This is a genomic window from Labrys monachus, assembly GCF_030814655.1.
Classification (GTDB): domain Bacteria; phylum Pseudomonadota; class Alphaproteobacteria; order Rhizobiales; family Labraceae; genus Labrys; species Labrys monacha.
In genome coordinates, this window is sequence record NZ_JAUSVK010000001.1 from 49171 (window position 1) to 65631 (window position 16461).

At 64.3% G+C, this 16461-nt stretch carries 13 protein-coding genes; 4 read left to right on the forward strand and 9 right to left on the reverse strand.

Features of this window, described 5'->3' with window-relative positions; all coding sequences use genetic code 11:
- Positions 1 to 162 precede the first annotated feature (162 nt).
- The 8 genes from J3R73_RS00225 to J3R73_RS00260 all read right to left on the reverse strand — a co-directional run bounded on the left by J3R73_RS00225 (position 163) and on the right by J3R73_RS00260 (position 9940).
- Positions 163 to 1890 carry an ABC transporter permease subunit gene (locus tag J3R73_RS00225; protein ID WP_307421370.1) on the reverse strand — a complete coding sequence of 576 codons (1728 nt, stop codon included), beginning with the start codon at positions 1888 to 1890 and terminating at the stop codon, positions 163 to 165.
- On the reverse strand, positions 1883 to 2965 hold the full coding sequence (locus tag J3R73_RS00230) for an ABC transporter ATP-binding protein (protein ID WP_307421372.1): 1083 nt from the start codon (positions 2963 to 2965) through the stop codon (positions 1883 to 1885). The genes J3R73_RS00225 and J3R73_RS00230 overlap by 8 nt, the downstream gene beginning before the upstream one ends.
- Positions 2966 to 2990: 25 nt before the next feature.
- A complete protein-coding gene (locus J3R73_RS00235; protein ID WP_307421374.1) occupies positions 2991 to 4097 on the reverse strand; it encodes an extracellular solute-binding protein in 1107 nt (368 codons plus the stop codon).
- A gap of 345 nt (positions 4098 to 4442) precedes the next feature.
- On the reverse strand, positions 4443 to 5732 hold the full coding sequence (locus J3R73_RS00240) for an NAD(P)/FAD-dependent oxidoreductase (RefSeq protein ID WP_307421377.1): 1290 nt from the start codon (positions 5730 to 5732) through the stop codon (positions 4443 to 4445).
- 8 nt (positions 5733 to 5740) lie between these two features.
- Positions 5741 to 6250, reverse strand: a complete 510-nt coding sequence (locus J3R73_RS00245; protein WP_307421378.1) for a flavin reductase family protein — start codon at positions 6248 to 6250, stop codon at positions 5741 to 5743.
- Positions 6251 to 6413: 163 nt separating this feature from the next.
- Complete coding sequence (locus J3R73_RS00250; RefSeq protein WP_307421380.1) at positions 6414 to 8369, reverse strand: sigma-54-dependent Fis family transcriptional regulator; 1956 nt, start codon at positions 8367 to 8369, stop codon at positions 6414 to 6416.
- A gap of 230 nt (positions 8370 to 8599) precedes the next feature.
- Positions 8600 to 9472 (reverse strand): NmrA family NAD(P)-binding protein, encoded by an 873-nt coding sequence (locus J3R73_RS00255; protein ID WP_307421382.1) that lies wholly within the window; start codon positions 9470 to 9472, stop codon positions 8600 to 8602.
- Between the two features lie 45 nt (positions 9473 to 9517).
- Positions 9518 to 9940, reverse strand: coding sequence for a DoxX family protein (locus J3R73_RS00260; protein WP_307421385.1), 423 nt, complete (start codon positions 9938 to 9940; stop codon positions 9518 to 9520).
- A gap of 118 nt (positions 9941 to 10058) precedes the next feature.
- Here J3R73_RS00260 and J3R73_RS00265 point away from each other — a divergent pair, with 118 nt between their 5' ends.
- From J3R73_RS00265 to J3R73_RS00280, 4 genes are all read left to right on the forward strand, one after another.
- Positions 10059 to 10964, forward strand: a complete 906-nt coding sequence (locus tag J3R73_RS00265; protein WP_307421387.1) for a LysR family transcriptional regulator — start codon at positions 10059 to 10061, stop codon at positions 10962 to 10964.
- A 301-nt stretch (positions 10965 to 11265) separates the two neighbouring features.
- Positions 11266 to 12375 (forward strand): LLM class flavin-dependent oxidoreductase, encoded by a 1110-nt coding sequence (locus J3R73_RS00270; RefSeq protein ID WP_370879829.1) that lies wholly within the window; start codon positions 11266 to 11268, stop codon positions 12373 to 12375.
- 28 nt (positions 12376 to 12403) lie between these two features.
- The gene (locus J3R73_RS00275) at positions 12404 to 13669 is read left to right on the forward strand and encodes a D-arabinono-1,4-lactone oxidase (RefSeq protein ID WP_307421393.1); all 1266 of its coding nucleotides are present in this window, start codon (positions 12404 to 12406) and stop codon (positions 13667 to 13669) included.
- Positions 13670 to 13834: 165 nt separating this feature from the next.
- On the forward strand, positions 13835 to 15310 hold the full coding sequence (locus tag J3R73_RS00280; RefSeq protein WP_307421395.1) for an aldehyde dehydrogenase family protein: 1476 nt from the start codon (positions 13835 to 13837) through the stop codon (positions 15308 to 15310).
- Between the two features lie 43 nt (positions 15311 to 15353).
- On the opposite strand, the gene J3R73_RS00285 is transcribed toward J3R73_RS00280, so the two are convergent.
- Complete coding sequence (locus J3R73_RS00285) at positions 15354 to 16403, reverse strand: fatty acid desaturase (protein WP_307421398.1); 1050 nt, start codon at positions 16401 to 16403, stop codon at positions 15354 to 15356.
- Between the last annotated feature and the right edge of the window lie 58 nt (positions 16404 to 16461).

A 16461-nucleotide genomic window follows, 5' to 3' on the forward strand; every position in this document is an offset into this window, starting at 1 on the left:
CATCCCTCGGTCGGACCGGGGATCGGTCTCGACCGCCGATCGCCCCCCGGTGCTGCGGGTTGGACAAGTTCTCTCGGCTGCGATTGGCCGAGGAACGCGGCCGAGGCTCGTCATGATACGGGACTACGCGTCGCTCCCCTGCGCGGGCGTTCCCTCGGCGGCTCAGCGCGACTCGGGATTGGATCGCATCCTGACGATGCTGGCGACGACTACCAGCAAGAGGCATGACAATCCCAGGATGGTGAACACGGCATTCACCGACGGCGTGAAGCCGAAGCGCATCTGGTTGAAGACCCAGATCGGCAGCGTCTGCTGGGGGCCGGCAAGGAACAGCGTCACCATGACGTCGTCGGCCGACAATGTCAGACCCAGCAGGGCGCCGCTGATCACGGCGCCCTTCACCAGCGGCAGCAGGACGTGCGCAAAGCTGCTCAGACGGCCGGCGCCGAGGTCGAGCGAGGCTTCCATGAGCGAGGGGTCGAGCCGCCGCAGCCGGGCAAGCACGAGCAGGAGCGTGACCGGCATGACGAAACTCGATTGGCCGATGACAGCGCGGATGAGGCCGGAGGGGATGGCGAGGATCTCGGTGCCGAGAACCATGACGACGCCGAGCACCACGGCCGGCATCGCCAGCGGCAGCGTCAGCAGCATTTCGATGGCTCGCGCCCCTTTCATGCGCTGGTAGTGCAGGGCCAGCGCGAAGCCTGTCCCGGTCGTGGTCGAGAAGATCACCACGCAGGCGGCGACGATCAGCGAGCGCTGCGCCGCGGCGAGGAGCGCCGTATTCCTGGAAAGATCGTCGTACCAGTGCAGGGTGTAGTCGGTGATCGGAAACGACTGCAATGTCGAGGCGCCGAAGGAGAAGATCACCATCAGGATCAGCGGTGCGTAGAGAAAGGTTATGACGCAGGTGTAGCCGAGACCGCCGGCGAGCGAGGCGAGCGAGGTGCCGCCGCCGCCGTCTGCCGCCGTCTTCCGGTCCTGGGATTCATCGCCGCTGAAGACCCCGCGCGTCGGGCAAAGCCACAGCAGCACGGCGAGAATGGCCGCCACGCTGAGGATCAGCACCACCGAGACCGCGGCCCCGAAGGGCCAGTTGTTGGCCATTCCGAACTGCGAGGAGATCAGCACGCCCAGCGTCGTTCCGTTGATGCCGCCGATCATCGCCGGCGTGACGTAATCCCCGACGGTGACCAGGAAAGCCAGGCTGATGCCGATGGCGAGGCTGCGGCGCGTCAGCGGCCAGATCACGTGACAGAAGGTCTGGAACGCGGTCGCTCCCGAATCCTGGGAGGCCTCGATCAGGGCGGTCGGGATCTTCTCGAAGGCGTTCAGGGTCGAAATGAAGATATAGGGAATGGAAATATAGGCGAAGGTCAGGACGACGGTCGCCGGGGTATAGAGAAAGGCCTGCGACGGCTCGCTCAGAATCCCGGTCGTGACGAGAAGCGAATTCAGCAGGCCCGACTGGCCGAGGATCAGGCGCCAGGAGAACACGCGCATGAGCAGGCTGATCCACAAGGGGATCAGGACGAGCACGGTCAGCAGCGCCTTGTGCCGTGTCACCATGCGGCCGACGAAATAGGCCATCGGATAGGCCAGGACCGCGCCGAGCAGGCTCGCAGACAGGCTGAATTGCAGGGTCGAGCCCAAGAGCCGCCAGAAGCCGGCGGACTCCCACAGCCTGGTGTAATTGGCCAGCGTCAGCGACAATTTCATGCGGCCGCCGCCCGCGCTCAGGAAGCTCGTGGCGATCAGCAGGAGGTTGGGCAGCACGACGATCAGCGCGAGCCACGCGAAGAGAGGCAGCTGCGCCAGCTTAAGCTTGAGGCCGATCCGCGGCCGGGCCGCCTGCATCGCGGGAGCGCTCATCTCGGCGATATCAGACATGAAAGACCTGCGCGCGGCTGAGATCGAACGAGACATCCACGGACTGCCCGCTCACCAGCCGCGCCGTCTGGGTGGCCGGGATGCTGGACATGATGCGCAGATCGCCGCACCTGACGTTGACTTCGAAATTCGTGCCCAGGAACAGGACGTTCTCGACCACGCCCTTGAGGACGGGGGCCGGGCCGGGCATCGAGCCCGCCTCGCTCACGGCGACATCGTCGTAGCGCACGGCGATGATGGCGGCTCGCGGATCGTTCCCGGTCAGTTCGGGGAAATTCACCCCGCCGATATTCGCCACGCAGGACCGGCCATCGGAGGCGAAGCGCATCGGCAGCATGTTGGAATTGCCGACGAACCTGGCGACGAATTCCGATTTCGGGGCGAAGTAGAGGTCCTGCGGCTTGCCGATCTGCGCAATCCGGCCCTCCTGCATGACGAGCACGCGGTCCGACATGGACAGCGCTTCGCCCTGGTCGTGCGTCACATAGACGAACGCCATCCGCAGTTCCTTCTGCAGGGCGACGAGCGTGTGCTGCATCTGCTGGCGCAGGCGCAGGTCCAGCGCGCCGAGCGGCTCGTCGAGCAAGACGATCTTCGGGCGCGAGACGATGGCGCGCGCCAGCGCGACACGCTGGCGCTGCCCGCCGGAAAGCTCGTGCGGCAGGCGGCTCGCAAAGCCGCCCATCGCCACGAGTTCCAGGGCGTCGCCCGCCCGGGCAGTGCGCTCCGCCCGGGCCATCCGCTGCATGCGCAGGGGATATTGCACGTTTTCCGCCACGGTCATGTGGGGGAAGAGGGCATAGCTTTGAAACACGGTCCTGACATCCCGCCGGTTCGGCGGGATGTGGGTCACCACTTCCCCGGCCATGACCACGCGGCCGAAGTCGGGCTGTTCGAAGCCGGCGATGGTCCTGAGGATGGTCGTCTTTCCCGAGCCGCTCGGACCTAGAATCGAGAAGAACTCTCCCGGCGCAACGTCGAAGGATACCCGATCCAGCGCCGGCTTGGCCGAGCGGCCATAGGTCTTGTCGATGTTTTCGAGGGAAAGTACGCTTCCTTGCGCCGCAGATGGCATGTTTCAGGCTCCCATCGGCGACGGTTCACAGAGTACCGGATTTGAAGTCGTTCCAGAGCTGAAGGCGGCGATCGAGATCCTCCGGCTTCTGGAAGACGACCATGCGGTCCCAGAAATCCGGCGCTTGCGAGTCGACGATATTCGTCAGCTTGAGCGTGGCCTCGGAGACGCCGGCCTTGGTGGCCACGTCGGCCGTGAGAATGCCGTTATTGGTCGATTTGGTGATGAACCGTGACTGCCAATCGGCGGCTTCGTTGTCGTTGATGAACTTGTAGACGATGGGGCGATCGCCTCGGGCCGAGATCGAGTGGCAATCGATCCATGTCGGCGTCCCCTCCTTCGGGAGGGAATATTTGAAGTTCTTGCCCTTGGCCTGCAGCGAGCTGACGACGGCGACGTTCTGGCAATAGCCCAGCACCGCGTCGCCGGCGGCATAGAGCGTGGTCGCATCGTCGAAACCGCGGGCGATGACACGGATCTGCTGGCGCAGGGCCCGCAGCGCCTCGGCGCAGGCGGAAAACTCCGCTTCGGTCAGGTTGAAGGGATCCTTCGCGCCGACGTAGAGGGCGATCATCGGGAACGTCATGGTGCAATCGTCGAACATGTTGACCTGGCCGGCATAGGTCTTGTCCCACAGCACCGACCAGGTGTCCGTCTTCTTGACGATGTCGGCGTTGAACATCAGCGGCTGGGTTCCCCAATTATAGGGAATGCCCATGATCTCTCCGCCGACATTGGTATATTTCTTCCAGTCGAGCGCCGGACTGATGTTCTTGATGTTGGCGACCGCCGAGGGGTCGATCGCCTTGATCAGGCCGGCATTCTTGAAGCGCGGCAGGGAGCCGGTCTCGATATAGAGAATGTCGGCCTGGACGGCGCCGGAAAAAGCCTGCGAGAAGAGCTCGTCCTCCGAACCGATGCGGACGGCGCGCACTTCCGTGTTGTTGGCCTTGCCCCATTCGGCGATCCAGTCGTCGTCGTGATAGGTCTCCCAGGTCAGCAGGGTAATGGTCTCCGCGGCCTGGGCCGGGCGGATGTAATGGGGCGCGAACAGCATCGTCGCAGCAGCGGCCACCCCCGTCTTCAGAACGCCTCGCCGGCCGACGGGCCCAGAGAGAATAGCGTTGGTCATCTTGTTCGCCTCTGTTTGTCTTGTTGCACTGCGACAACACGCAATGGCCGTGCCATTCATTTTTCTTCATCTTGCCGCTCGCGGCTCCCGAGCGGGTCTCTGCCGGCCCGGACCGCATATCCCCTTGTTGAAGATAGAGAATATCCTCCCGGGGGCTCGACTGCGGCCCATTCGTCGCGGGGCCATCGGCGCATCCGGACCGGATATCCGGCCGGCCTCGGCCTGTCGCATCGATGAGCATGATCGTCTCTATCCTGAGACTCCGAAACGCGGGGTCAAGGGGGGCCGGGGCAATGTGCCCAGGCCGCCGCGACGAGATCCCGGGCGGCCATCGGCCGGGCTTCGTCATCCCCTCCCGAAGCGCTGCGGCGAGAACGGTTCGATCGGGATGCGCGGCATGCGCCCGCTGACGAGATCCGACACCAGCAATCCGGTCTGCGCGCCGCCCGCCATGCCGACATGTCCGTGACCGAAGGCGTAGATGACGTCGCGGCTGCGGCGCGACCGCCCGATGACGGGAAGCGAGTCCGGCATGCTCGGCCGAAAGCCCATCCATACCGGTGTTTCCATCCCGGGATCGCGCCCCGCAAGGCCGGGAAACAAGCGATGCGCCAGCGTCAGCAGCTTGTGCGCCCGCTTCCAGTCGGCCTTGGCCGCCAGCCCGGCGAACTCCACCGTCCCGGCGATACGCAGGCCCTCCTCCATCGGCGTGGCGACGAACTTGCCGGAGGTGTCCATCACGGGAATGCGGGGCGTGACCGGAGAGCCGGGGATGACGACATGGTATCCCCGCTCCGTATCGAGGGGGATGTGGTCGCCGAGCTCGCGCGTGAAGGCCTTGGAGTGGGCGCCGGTCGCGACGACGGCTGCATCGCAGGCGATGGTTCCGGTTGACGTGCGCACGCCGGTGAGCCGGGCGCCGTCGAGCTCGAACCCGGTCGCCCTCGCTTCGACGATTTCGCCGCCATCGCGCAGGAAGGCTTGCGCGAGCGTCGTGACGAAACGACCGGGATTGACGGTGTGCCCATTTTCCGGAAGGAAGACCCCGACGCCATATGCATGCGAGAGCGCGGGTTCCTGCTGCCAGAGCGCATCGTTCTCCAGCACCGTATAGGCGATGCCGTTGTCCCTGCGCAGTTTCCAGGCCAAGGCATCCGCCTCGAAATCGGCGCGCGTCGGATAGACGACCAGGTGGCCGTCCTGCCGCACCAGCGACTGGGCCCCCGCATTCGCGACGAGCGGCTTGTAGACGCCGACGGAATCGCGAAGCAGGTTGCCCAGCGCCTCGGCCTGCGCCGTGACGTTCTTCAGCGTGCCGGCGCGCAGAAAGCGGACGAGCCACGGCGCGATCGAGGGCACATAGGGCCAGCGGATCGAGAGCGGTCCGAGAGGATCGAGCAGCCAGCCGGGAACCTTGAGGAGCGTGCCGGGCATAGACATCGGCACCACCGAGGAGGGATTGAAGCAGCCGGCATTGCCATAGGACGAGCCGCCGGCGATCTTTCCGGGCTCGACGATGACGACCGAATATCCGTCCTGCAGCAGCCAGCTCGCCGCGCAAACCCCGATGACGCCGCCGCCGATCACCACCACCCGCCCGGGCGTGCCGCCGCGGTTTTCAATGTTTTCCATCATGGCCGCGGTCAAACTCTCGCCGGTGCCGGAAAGGCCGACTGCAGCGCGTCGAACCGGCCGTTGACATAGACGAGCGGGCGGACATGGCCGTCCTGGATCTCGATGTCCTCGACCTTGCCGAAGAACACCGTATGCGTCTGGACTTCCATCGCGTGATGGATGCTGCAATCGAAAATCGCGAGGGCATTGGTCAACGCAGGCGCCCCCGTCGCAAGGGTCTTCCAATCGCAAAGCTCGAAACGCCGGTGCCTGTGCTCGGATGAACTGAAGAGCCTGGCCATGTCGATATCCCCGTCGCCGAGCACGTTCACGCAGAACCTGCCCGCGCGCAGCATGGTGTCGTGGCAGGAGACCGTCTTGCTGACGCATACGAGCAGCAAAGGCGCGGGATCGGCGGAGACCGACGTGACCGACGTCGCGGCAAATCCGTGCGGCTGGCCGTCTTCGATGGTGGTGACGATCGACACGCCGGCGGCGAGCCGCCGCATGCCCTGCTTGAACATCTCTGGATGGGCCACGCGCACTCTCCTTTGCGGCGATTCCTGTGAGGGGATCGACGCAAGGGTCATGCCAGCCTTTCCAGGGCGCGAAGGCGGATCGATTCGGGAGGGACGACCACGGATCGTCTTAAGTTTGAGACGGCCCTGCGCCGGGGTGAGATTGGGTGCGAAGGCCGTCGCTTCAGTTGATGACCTTCTGCGAGCCGAGCTTGTGCAGGCGGATCTTGCGGTAGAGCGTGGCCCGGCTCATGTTGAGGGCCTGCGCCGCCTTGTTGACGTCCCCGCCGAAGACGGCCAGCGTCTTGACGATGACCTTGCATTCGGCGTCCTGCAGCGACAAATCCAGGTCGGGCGCGCCATCCGTCGTCCTCGTCGGGGAAACCGGCGGGAGTTTCGAAGGCAGGAACAGATCCTGCGCCGTGATCACACCGTTCTCGCAGACATGCCGGGCGCGGCGCAGCACGAATTTCAGTTCGCGCACATTGCCGGGCCAGGGATGGCGGACCAGCGCCGCCATCGCATCGTCGCCCAGGCGCGCGGGCGGCGCATCGGCCTCGCTTGCGAGCAGCGCATGGGCGATATCCACAAGGTCCGGCCGTTCCCTGAGAGGCTGCAGTTCGACCACGACGCCGGCGAGCCTGTAATAGAGATCCTGGCGGAAGCGGCCTTCGGCGACCGCCTTCCCGACATCGTTGTTGGTCGCTGCGATGACGTCGACGTTGATATGCTCGAGCTTGGCCGAACCGAGGGGGCTGATCTCCCCCGATTCCAGCACACGCAGCAAGCGGGTCTGCAGCGAGAGTGGCATATCGCCGATCTCGTCCAGGAACAGCGTGCCGCCGTCGGCCTGTTGCAGACGGCCGATATTGCCCTCGCGCTTGGCGCCGGTGAAGGCGCCGACGCCATAGCCGAACAGTTCGCTGTCGATCAGGCTTTCGGGAACGGCCGCGCAATTGAAGGCCACGAACGGCTTGTCGCGCCGTTCGCCCTGGCTATGGAGCACTTTGGCCAGCGTATCCTTGCCGACGCCGGTCTCGCCCAGCAGCAGGATCGGCAGCGAACTGCCGGCGACCCGGCGCAGGAGCCTGGCCTGCGCCTGCATTTTCGGATCGGGCCCGAGGCATTTCTCGATCGTCAGCGCTTCCGCCCGAGGACGCGCAACCGATAGGCGCTTTTCCGGCTTTGGAAGGGGCGAGGGCGGCTTGGCCGCTGGATGTCCCGGCGCCTTGCGTTCCCGGTGAAGAATCGTGGCGTCGCATGTCAGGTGATTGTCGAGCCGGCGCAGGCCCTTGAGGTGGTCGGCCGATGCAAAACCGTCGATGACCCCCTTGTCGCGCTCGAAGATGCTCCAAAGATCGCGTTCCGGCCGGGCGTCTCCACGCCAGCCGAAGCAATCCCGCGCGCCTCGATTGGCGCCGACGATGCGCTGGTCGCCGTCGAGCGCGAGCAATATCGTCCTGTCGCCATTGCCGATCTTCAAGATGGTGTTCTGGCGGAAGCGATCGAGGAAGAGCTGATTGCTGAGGCGTTCGGCGGTGCGGATGGCGATGTTGGCGACCAGCGAGAAGGTTTCGGTGGTGACATCCGGGTTGGCCGTGGTGACGTTGAGCACGCCGATCATCTCGGTCTCGGCGGACAGCACCGGCGCCGCTATGCAGGACAGCGACGCATATTCCCGGAAGAAATGGTCGCGTCCGATCACCATCGTCGGCCGCCTCTCGACGACGCAGGTTCCGACCCCGTTCGTCCCGGCCACGCCTTCTGCCCAGATCGCTCCCGGCCGCTCGATTTCGAGATAGGGATCGGCGCTTTTATCCGCCTGATAATGAAGGATGATGCCGGCCATGTCGGAGAAGCTGGCGCAGAAGCTTGCGGCCTGCAGCGTGGAATGGACGAATTCGAGTTCGTTCTGGATCGTAACGAGGTTGCCGTTGAAGGGTTCGCGCTGTTCGCCGATCTCTCGCGCCGAAAGCGCGGTCACATAGGGCTTTCCGCCCCTGTCGAACCGATAGCGTTCCTGGCATCGCCTCCAGGAACCGCCGAGATTGACGAGATCGACGGCAGCGGAATTCGACAGAACGACTTCCGGCGAGGCCCGCAAGGCCGACCCGTCATGCTCATTTCGTCGCAAGACCATGGGAAATCCGATCGCCCGTCGCCGCCTGGCTAGAAATTATGCAGCAATCCGCCGTGCCGTCAAGATATGCAGATTAAGGCATTTTCGACAATGGTGGCTAGCTGACCGATAGCTTTGGACCCCGACCATGGGATGGGAGCCAATCGCTAACGGTCGCGCGGCCTTCGTTCAGCGTCGCGATGGAGTGCCCCGCGACGCGTCTCGATCTTTCTTGGTGTAAACGTCGTGGTTCACGCCGTCACGGTCTTCCGTGCAGCCGCGAAGACGTCGCGTGCGGACGTCGTCCCCGTTACGTGCTCCGTCCCCTCAACCCCGAGGTCCATCCATCCCGCGTTCACCGCCTCAAACATTTCTTCGGCAGGCGCGGTGCGGCCCTTCGGGACGCCGAATTGTTCGAACGCTTCCGCCCACCCTGCACGCGGGACGGCAAAGGCCTTTACGTCGCGATTCAGGACTTCACCCAATTGCGCCGCGACGTCATCCGCGCTGACCATCGAGCCAAGCTCAATGACGCGCTGTCCTGACCAGGCCGGCCCGGCCAGAAGCGTGGCGACTTCCGCACCGATGTCGTTGGTCGCGACCATCGTCGATTTCCGGTTTGTCGGATCATAGTAGACCGGTAGCGTTCCGCCCTGAGCAACCTGCAGGCCGTAGAGGAAGTTTTCGAAAAATCCGCCGGCGCGCACAAATGCGAGTGGCGATGTCAGATCGCGAAAACCTTGCTCCAGCAGCGCCAGTGCCGTGATCATCCCGAGCCCGCCGGTCCTGTTCGCCCCCATTGACGACAGCGCAACCACGCGCGGCGGCGGAGCCTTGGTGAGCGCCTCGGCATAGTTCGCGATCACGCCCTTGGCTTCCCTGTAATCGGGCGAGGGCGCCCAGACCGCCGGCAACATGACGAACGCGCCTTCGACGCCGTTGAGCGCTCGCTCGATGGCGGCCGCATCATTCCAGTCGCCGTCCACCAGTTCCACGCCCTGGTCCGCCCAATAAGCCGCCTTCTCGCGATTGCGGACGAGCGCGCGGATGTCCTTGCCGTGCGCCAGCAGATGTTCGGCCGTCGCGCCGCCGACTTTTCCGGTGATTCCCGTTACCAAAAACATGCGCTTTCTCCTGATCTCGAGGGGCAGAGCGCTGCCCCGGTTGGTTCAATGAATGAGCGGCAGCAGGACCCGGATACGGGGATCGCGCAGGTAAAGGCCGCCCCATGTCATCGCGCCCAGAAGCAGCGAAATGACTTCCGGCGGCGACCCCAAGTCACCGATGCGGACATGGGCGCAGATGGCGCCTCCCAGAAAGCCAGTCACCAGGACCGCGCCGAGGACGGCGGTGGCCGGGATGGCGTAAAGGATGGCGCAGGCGAGGACGATCGGACCCACGACACGCGTCAGGTCCATCGCGAACCCGGTTTCCTGCAACATGCTCGCGATCCGTGCCGGCGCGAAAAGCTGAATGGCGCCGTCTGCCGCCAGAACGATAACGACAAACGCACTCATGATCCGGCCGGCCCACAGGGCGCGATGCAAGGTCATCGTTTCAGGCGCCCGATGGAGGTTCATGGTTTCGGACATTTGTCATTCTCTGTGGGGGGATCCCATAGTCAGAGCTTACTGTGCCTCTCAGCCATGATAAATTCTGAGAAAATGAACTTACTGTTCTCTTTGAAACGAACAATTCCGAGGCGCGAAGATGCAGAATCTCGAACCCATCCGGATTTTTCTAACGGTCGCGGAAATGGGGAGCTTCACCCGCGCGGCCGATAGCCTGGGCATCCAAAAGGGAAGGGCCTCAACGGCGGTCCGGAAGCTGGAGGAAGTCGTCGGTGTCAGACTCCTGCACCGGACGACGCGCAGCGTGCAGTTGACGGAGGACGGACGCGCATTTCATGCTCGCTCTCGCGGTCTGCTTGCTGAAGTCGATGACCTGCACTCGATGTTCGCAGGCGATCACGTGGCACTTCGCGGGCGTTTGCGGGTAGATCTTCCGACCGAAGTGGCGCGCACAACGGTCGTGCCAGCCTTGCCGGATTTCATGGCGGCTCACCCCGAGTTGGAACTGGAGCTGTCGAGTACGGATCGGCAAGTCGATCTGGTTCAAGAGGGGTTCGACTGCGTATTGCGGCTTGGATCCATAGGGGACGAGACGCTGATCGCCCGCCCACTGGGCAAGTTGCGCATGGTCAACGCCGCCAGCCCTAGCTATCTGGCGCACTATGGCGTCCCTCGTTCGCTGGAAGATCTTCAACGTCAGGGACATCGGACAATTCATTTTTCGACGACGCTGGGCGCAAGACCCTATGGATGGGAATATCCGGACGGCGACCGATACGCGACGCTTCCATTGCCAGGTGCGCTACACGTCAACAGCGCGCAGACCTACGATGCCGCTGCCCTCGCCGGCCTTGGCCTGATTCAGGCGCCACTCTTGGGGATCGGCCAATACTTGGAGAGTGGAGCGCTGGTTGAGATCATACCCGGCCTTCGTCGCCGAGCGATCCCCGTGTCCCTTGTCGTAGCGCATCGGAGCAATCTGTCGCGCCGGGTCCGCGCGTTCATGAAATGGATCGAAGATGTGCTGACGCCGTATCTGGAATAGCGAGACGAACCCCCTCGTCCGACCCGCGAACCTGAAGTCGCAGCCCTGGATCATGGCTGCCCGCGCGGCGAGAAGCGCTCCTGCGCCGGACGCGGCGACGGGCGCGCGAAGCGAAGCGCACACGCGTCTCAATCTCCCGTCATAATTGAGACTGAGGTCGCTCCTGCGAGACACCGGCCATGTCCAGGCCCCCGCGAATGCCGGCAGATCATGCCAATCCGGGGGTGGCCGCGGATCTTCGCCCGCTGGCACGGCTGTTGCGTGACTTGACGCAGGCCAACGCCACGAACGGGAACCGCCGATGAAACTCTCCTTCTTTATGATGCCGATGCACAATCTGAATCGCGATTACCACACGACGCTTCAGGAAGACATCGAAGCGGTGAAGCTCGCCGATGTGCTCGGATACGAGGAATTCTTCATGGGTGAGCACTATACCTGCGAAATAGAGCAGGTTTCCTCGCCGATGATGTTCCTGGCCTACATCGCCGAGCAGACAAAGACCATCAAGCTGGGCACCGGCGTCCTGCCCTTGCCGCTCTATCACCCGGTGATGGCCGCCTCCCACATCGCCCTGCTCGACCACCTGACCAAGGGCCGGCTCATTCTCGGCGTCGGCACCGGGGCCCTCGGATCGGATTTCGAAGCCTTCGGCATGAGCGGCGCGAACCGGCCCGAGATGATGCTGGATTCACTCGACATCATCCTGAAGATCTGGTCGTCGAACGCGCCCTACGACATCAAGGGCAAGCACTGGACCGTACAGCTCAAGGACAATGTCTGGCCGGATCTCGGGGTCGGCGCGCTGCCGAAGACCTATCAATTGCCGCATCCGCCCCTCGCCCTTTCGGTCAGCAGTCCCAACTCCCATTCGATCCGCGTCGCCGCCCAGCGTGACATGATGCCGATCTCGGCCAATTTCGTGGCAGCCTGGGTCGTCAAGACCCATTGGGAAACCTATGTCGACGAGATGACGAAGCTCGGAAAGACACCCGACGGCAGCAAGTGGCGCGTCGCCCGCAGCATCTTCGTCGCCGATACCGACGAAGCGGCCGAGGCCTATGTCAAAACGCCCGGCGGTGCCTTTGACTGGTATTACGACTACATGTTCCGGGTCTATGTGCGCCTCGGAGCGCCCGGCCTGCTCGCGCCGCATCGCGACACGCCGCCGGAAGCCATCACCCATGAGATGGTGCGCGACAATTTCGTCATCTGCGGCAGCCCGAAGACGGTGGCCGAAAAGATCCTGAAGCTGCGGGAGGAGGTCGGCCCCTTCGGGACCCTGATGCTGACGGCCCATGACTGGACGGACAAGGCCGTCATGCGCAAATCGATGGAGCTGATGGCCAAGACCGTGATGCCCATGGTCAATGCGGCTTTGGGCGAAGACCAGCTGCAGATGACGGCCTGACGGTCTTGGCGACATCCGGAGACGATCAATGACCGCAGGTCAGGACGACATCCTCGCGCCGGGCAGGCTGTGGTGGAACTGGTTCGGGGAACAGAATTTCGTACCCCGCTATCTCGCGCAGCCCCGCACCGAGAACGACGTCCGGCAGGCTGTGCTCGAGGCGCGGAAGCTCGGACTGCCGGTCCGGGCGTCGGGCCGCGGGCATTCCAATCCGCCGATCGTCGCCACACCCGGCGTCCATATCGATCTCAGCCGCTTTGGGGACGTGCTCTCGGTCGACGAGGAAAAACGCCAGGTCACCGTGCAGCCCGGCATCACGGTCGGCGATCTCAGTCGGTTCCTGCGTCAAAAGAACATGTCGCTCAACAATCAGGGCGACATCGACACCCAGTCGATCGGCGGCGCGATCGCGACCGGAACCCATGGCGCCGGCATCACGCTGCCCTGTCTTGCAGCGCAGATGATCAGCGCCCGCATCGTCACCGCCGACGGCACCTTCCTCGATCTCTCGCCGGAAAAGGACGGCGCGCTCTTCAAGGCCTTCCGCTCCTCGCTCGGCCTGTTCGGCACCATGGTATCGCTCACGCTGCAGGCCGTGCCCTCCTACAATATCCACAAGCGGTCCTGGAACACCGATACCGAGGACTGCCTGGCGGGGCTTCACCAACGCCTGCGGGACAACCGCACGTTCTGGTTCTTCTGGCTGCCGCACCCGACCTCGGCAGACCTCTTCGTGCTGCCCGACGGCCTGCCGAGCACGGCCACGCGCGCCAGCGACATCTGCCACATGCGGACCTACAACGCCGTGCCTGTCGAGGATCCCGCACCGGTCCTCGGCCCAAGCGAGGAATTCGGCCACAGCTCGGTCATCTTCCCCAACATCTATGAGCCGAACTTCCGCGAGATGGAATATACGGTCCCCTTCGCCGATTTCGAGGAAACGTTCGGCGAGATCCGGCGTCTCTTCATCGACAAATATCCCGGTGCCGCCTTCCCGGTGGAAAGCCGGCCGGTGAAGGCGGACGATTCCCTCCTGAGCCCGTTTGCCGAGCGCGACGGCTATGCGATCGGCGTATCCGGGCCGCCGGTGCCCGCGACCTGGGAACTGCTCCGCGACGTCGATGCGATCTTCGACCGGCATGCCGGCAGGCCCCATTGGGGCAAGCATCATTTCATGACCCCCGCGCGGCTCGAACGGCTCTTTCCCCGCTACGACGCCTTCAAGAAGCTTCGCCGTGAGATCGATCCCGACGGCGTCTTTCTGAACGACCATCTGCGCGGCCTCTTCGCCTGAGCGCGGGCGACCGGGCCATATGCGCTAACTTAACTTAGGCGGGCGCAACGCTCGGGTCTCCCTGCCCCGCAAGGGGGAGGGAAGGCCCAAACGTCACGTTTAACAATCTAAAGTTGCGCATAGGGGCGACCGGGCCCGACCTTCACTCCCTCAAAGGACGACACCATGACCCATCACGATCTGGGCCTGCTCAACGCTGTCAAAAAACTGATCATCGATGGCAAGCATGTCGATGCCGTCGAAGGCCGCGTCTTCGAAACGCGCAACCCTGCGACCGGCGAATTGCTGGCGACCGTCGCCGAAGGCGACGCCCGCGACATCGACCTTGCGGTGGCGGCCGCCCGCCGGGCCTTCGACGGTCCCTGGCGCAGGTTCACGCCGTTCCAGCGCCAGGAATGCATCCTGAAATTTGCCGATCTCGTCGATAGGCATTTCGAGGAGTTCAGCCTCCTCGACACCCTCGATATGGGGGCGCCGATCAGCTTCACCCGCAGCCGGCGGCAAAGGGCCGTCGGCATGCTCCGCTTCTATGCCGGCCTGTGCACGGCGATCCAGGGCCATACGCTGCCCAATTCGCTGCCGGGCGATGTCTTCAGCTATACGCTCAAGGAACCCATCGGCGTCGTCGGCGCGATCACGCCCTGGAACGCACCGCTGACCTCGACCATCTGGAAGATTGGGCCGGTCCTGGCCACGGGCTGCACCATGGTGCTGAAACCGGCCGAGGATGCGCCCCTGACGGCGCTGCGGCTCGGCGAGCTGGCGCTGGAGGCCGGCATTCCCGCCGGCGTCGTCAATGTCGTGCCGGGATACGGCCATACTGCCGGCGCCGCGCTCGCCGCGCATATGGATGTCGACAAGATCGCCTTCACGGGCTCCGAGGTCACCGGCCGCAAGATCATCGAGGCGTCGAAGGGCAACATCAAGCGGCTCATGCTCGAACTCGGCGGCAAATCGCCGGACATCGTGTTTGCGGATGCCGATCTGGAGAAGGCCGTTCCCGGAACGGCGATGGGGATTTTCGGCAATAGCGGCCAGGTCTGCAGCGCGGGGTCGCGGCTGCTGGTCGAGCGATCGATCTATGACGATTTCGTCGAGCAGGTCTCGGCTTTCGCCAGGACCCTGCGGGTCGGAAACGGCCTGGACGGCGATACCCAGATCGGGCCGGTGGTCTCTGCCAAGCAGATGGAGCGGGTCCGCGGCTATATCGATATCGGCATCGGCGAAGGCGCGGCGGTCGCCACCGGCGGCGACCGGATGACCGAGGGCGCGCTGGCGGCCGGCCATTTCGTGCAGCCGACCGTGCTGCGGAACGTCGACTACAGGATGAGGATCGCGCAGGAGGAAATCTTCGGGCCGGTCGTCACCGCCATTCCCTTCGACACGAAGGAGGAAGCGATCCGTATCGCGAATGCAACCGTCTTCGGCCTCGGCAGCGGCGTGTGGACCCGCGACGGCGCCAAGGCGCACGGCATGGCGAAGGCCATCCGTTCGGGCACGGTATGGATCAATTGCTATGGCGCGCTGGACCCGGTCATCCCCTTCGGGGGCTACAAGATGAGCGGCTACGGGCGCGAATCCGGGGTGCAGCATGTCGACGAATATCTGCAGACCAAAGCCGTCGTCATGCAGAACGGGTGATCTGCAGGCGAGGCCGGAGGGTCTGCGAGGCCGACGGCGGGGCTCAGGCGCCCTTGGCCGCAGGCCGGCATGAAGCGAGATCCCGAAACGAGATCAGTCGCCTGCCGCTTTCGTCCCACAGGGCGAGGGTGGCGCATCGCAGGCTCTGGAGCAGCGTCAGGCGGCCGATGCTGGCGAGCTGGGGATGATCGACCAGCACGCGGGAGAGGCGGTAGAAGGGAATGCGGCTGCACAGGTGATGGACGTGATGCACCCCGATATTTCCCGTGAACCAGGCCAGGGGCTTCGGCAGCTCGTAATGCGAGCTGCCGTGGAGCGCCGCCTCGTGGAAGCTCCACTGCTGGTCGTGCTCCCAGCGGGTATCCTCGAACTGGTGCTGGACATAGAAGAACCACACGGCGATCGAAGCGGCGATCAGCATGACCGGGACATATAACAGAAGGAACGCCTGAACGCCGATGAGCGTGATCATCGAGGTCACCGTGCCGGCGATCGCCAGGTTGGTCCCCATCGTGCTGAGCCAGGGTTGCCAGCCGGCCCGCATCAGGCCGAACGGCACGCGATAATGCAGCAGGAAGAGATAGGGGGGAATCAGGCCGAACATCACGAAGGGATTGCGATAGAGCCGATAGGTCAGCCGCTGAATCGGCCCCAAGGCGAGATATTCCTCCACCGTCAGGGTGGTTATGTCGCCCGAGCCGCGCTGATCGAGATTGCCGGTGCTGCCATGGTGCTGCGCATGGGTGCGGCGCCAGAAGCCGTAGGGGGTGAGCGTCAGCACGCCGATGGTCCTGCCGACCCAGTCATTGGTGGCGCGCCGCCGGAAGCAGGCCCCGTGGCCGCAATCGTGCTGAATCATGAAAAGGCGCATGAGGAAGCAGGCGGCCGGGACGGCCAGCAGGAGGCAGAGCCAATAGCTGACCGGCAGCAGCGCCCACATCGAGGCCCATAGCGCCGCCAGCGGCACGATGGTGGCCAGCAATTCGAGGATGCTGCGCGAGGGTTTGGGATCGCGGTAGCGGGAGAGGATCTGCAGCCAGTCCCGCGCGTCCATTACCGCGGCGTTCGTCCCGGTCTCGTCAGTCGCGCGCATTCATTCACCCCGTGGCCGGCGACAGCTCCGGCGCACGGTGCCGCAGGGCCGCAATTTG

What these genes read in the sequence shown, in the direction of transcription:
- J3R73_RS00225 (WP_307421370.1), bottom strand. Translation starts at nt 1,890, where the DNA reads ATGTCTGATATCGCCGAGATGAGCGCTCCCGCGATGCAGGCGGCCCGG.
- J3R73_RS00230 (WP_307421372.1), bottom strand. Translation starts at nt 2,965, where the DNA reads ATGCCATCTGCGGCGCAAGGAAGCGTACTTTCCCTCGAAAACATCGAC.
- J3R73_RS00235 (WP_307421374.1), bottom strand. Translation starts at nt 4,097, where the DNA reads ATGACCAACGCTATTCTCTCTGGGCCCGTCGGCCGGCGAGGCGTTCTG.
- J3R73_RS00240 (WP_307421377.1), bottom strand. Translation starts at nt 5,732, where the DNA reads ATGATGGAAAACATTGAAAACCGCGGCGGCACGCCCGGGCGGGTGGTG.
- J3R73_RS00250 (WP_307421380.1), bottom strand. Translation starts at nt 8,369, where the DNA reads ATGGTCTTGCGACGAAATGAGCATGACGGGTCGGCCTTGCGGGCCTCG.
- J3R73_RS00255 (WP_307421382.1), bottom strand. Translation starts at nt 9,472, where the DNA reads ATGTTTTTGGTAACGGGAATCACCGGAAAAGTCGGCGGCGCGACGGCC.
- J3R73_RS00260 (WP_307421385.1), bottom strand. Translation starts at nt 9,940, where the DNA reads ATGTCCGAAACCATGAACCTCCATCGGGCGCCTGAAACGATGACCTTG.
- J3R73_RS00265 (WP_307421387.1), top strand. Translation starts at nt 10,059, where the DNA reads ATGCAGAATCTCGAACCCATCCGGATTTTTCTAACGGTCGCGGAAATG.
- J3R73_RS00270 (WP_370879829.1), top strand. Translation starts at nt 11,266, where the DNA reads ATGAAACTCTCCTTCTTTATGATGCCGATGCACAATCTGAATCGCGAT.
- J3R73_RS00275 (WP_307421393.1), top strand. Translation starts at nt 12,404, where the DNA reads ATGACCGCAGGTCAGGACGACATCCTCGCGCCGGGCAGGCTGTGGTGG.
- J3R73_RS00280 (WP_307421395.1), top strand. Translation starts at nt 13,835, where the DNA reads ATGACCCATCACGATCTGGGCCTGCTCAACGCTGTCAAAAAACTGATC.
- J3R73_RS00285 (WP_307421398.1), bottom strand. Translation starts at nt 16,403, where the DNA reads ATGCGCGCGACTGACGAGACCGGGACGAACGCCGCGGTAATGGACGCG.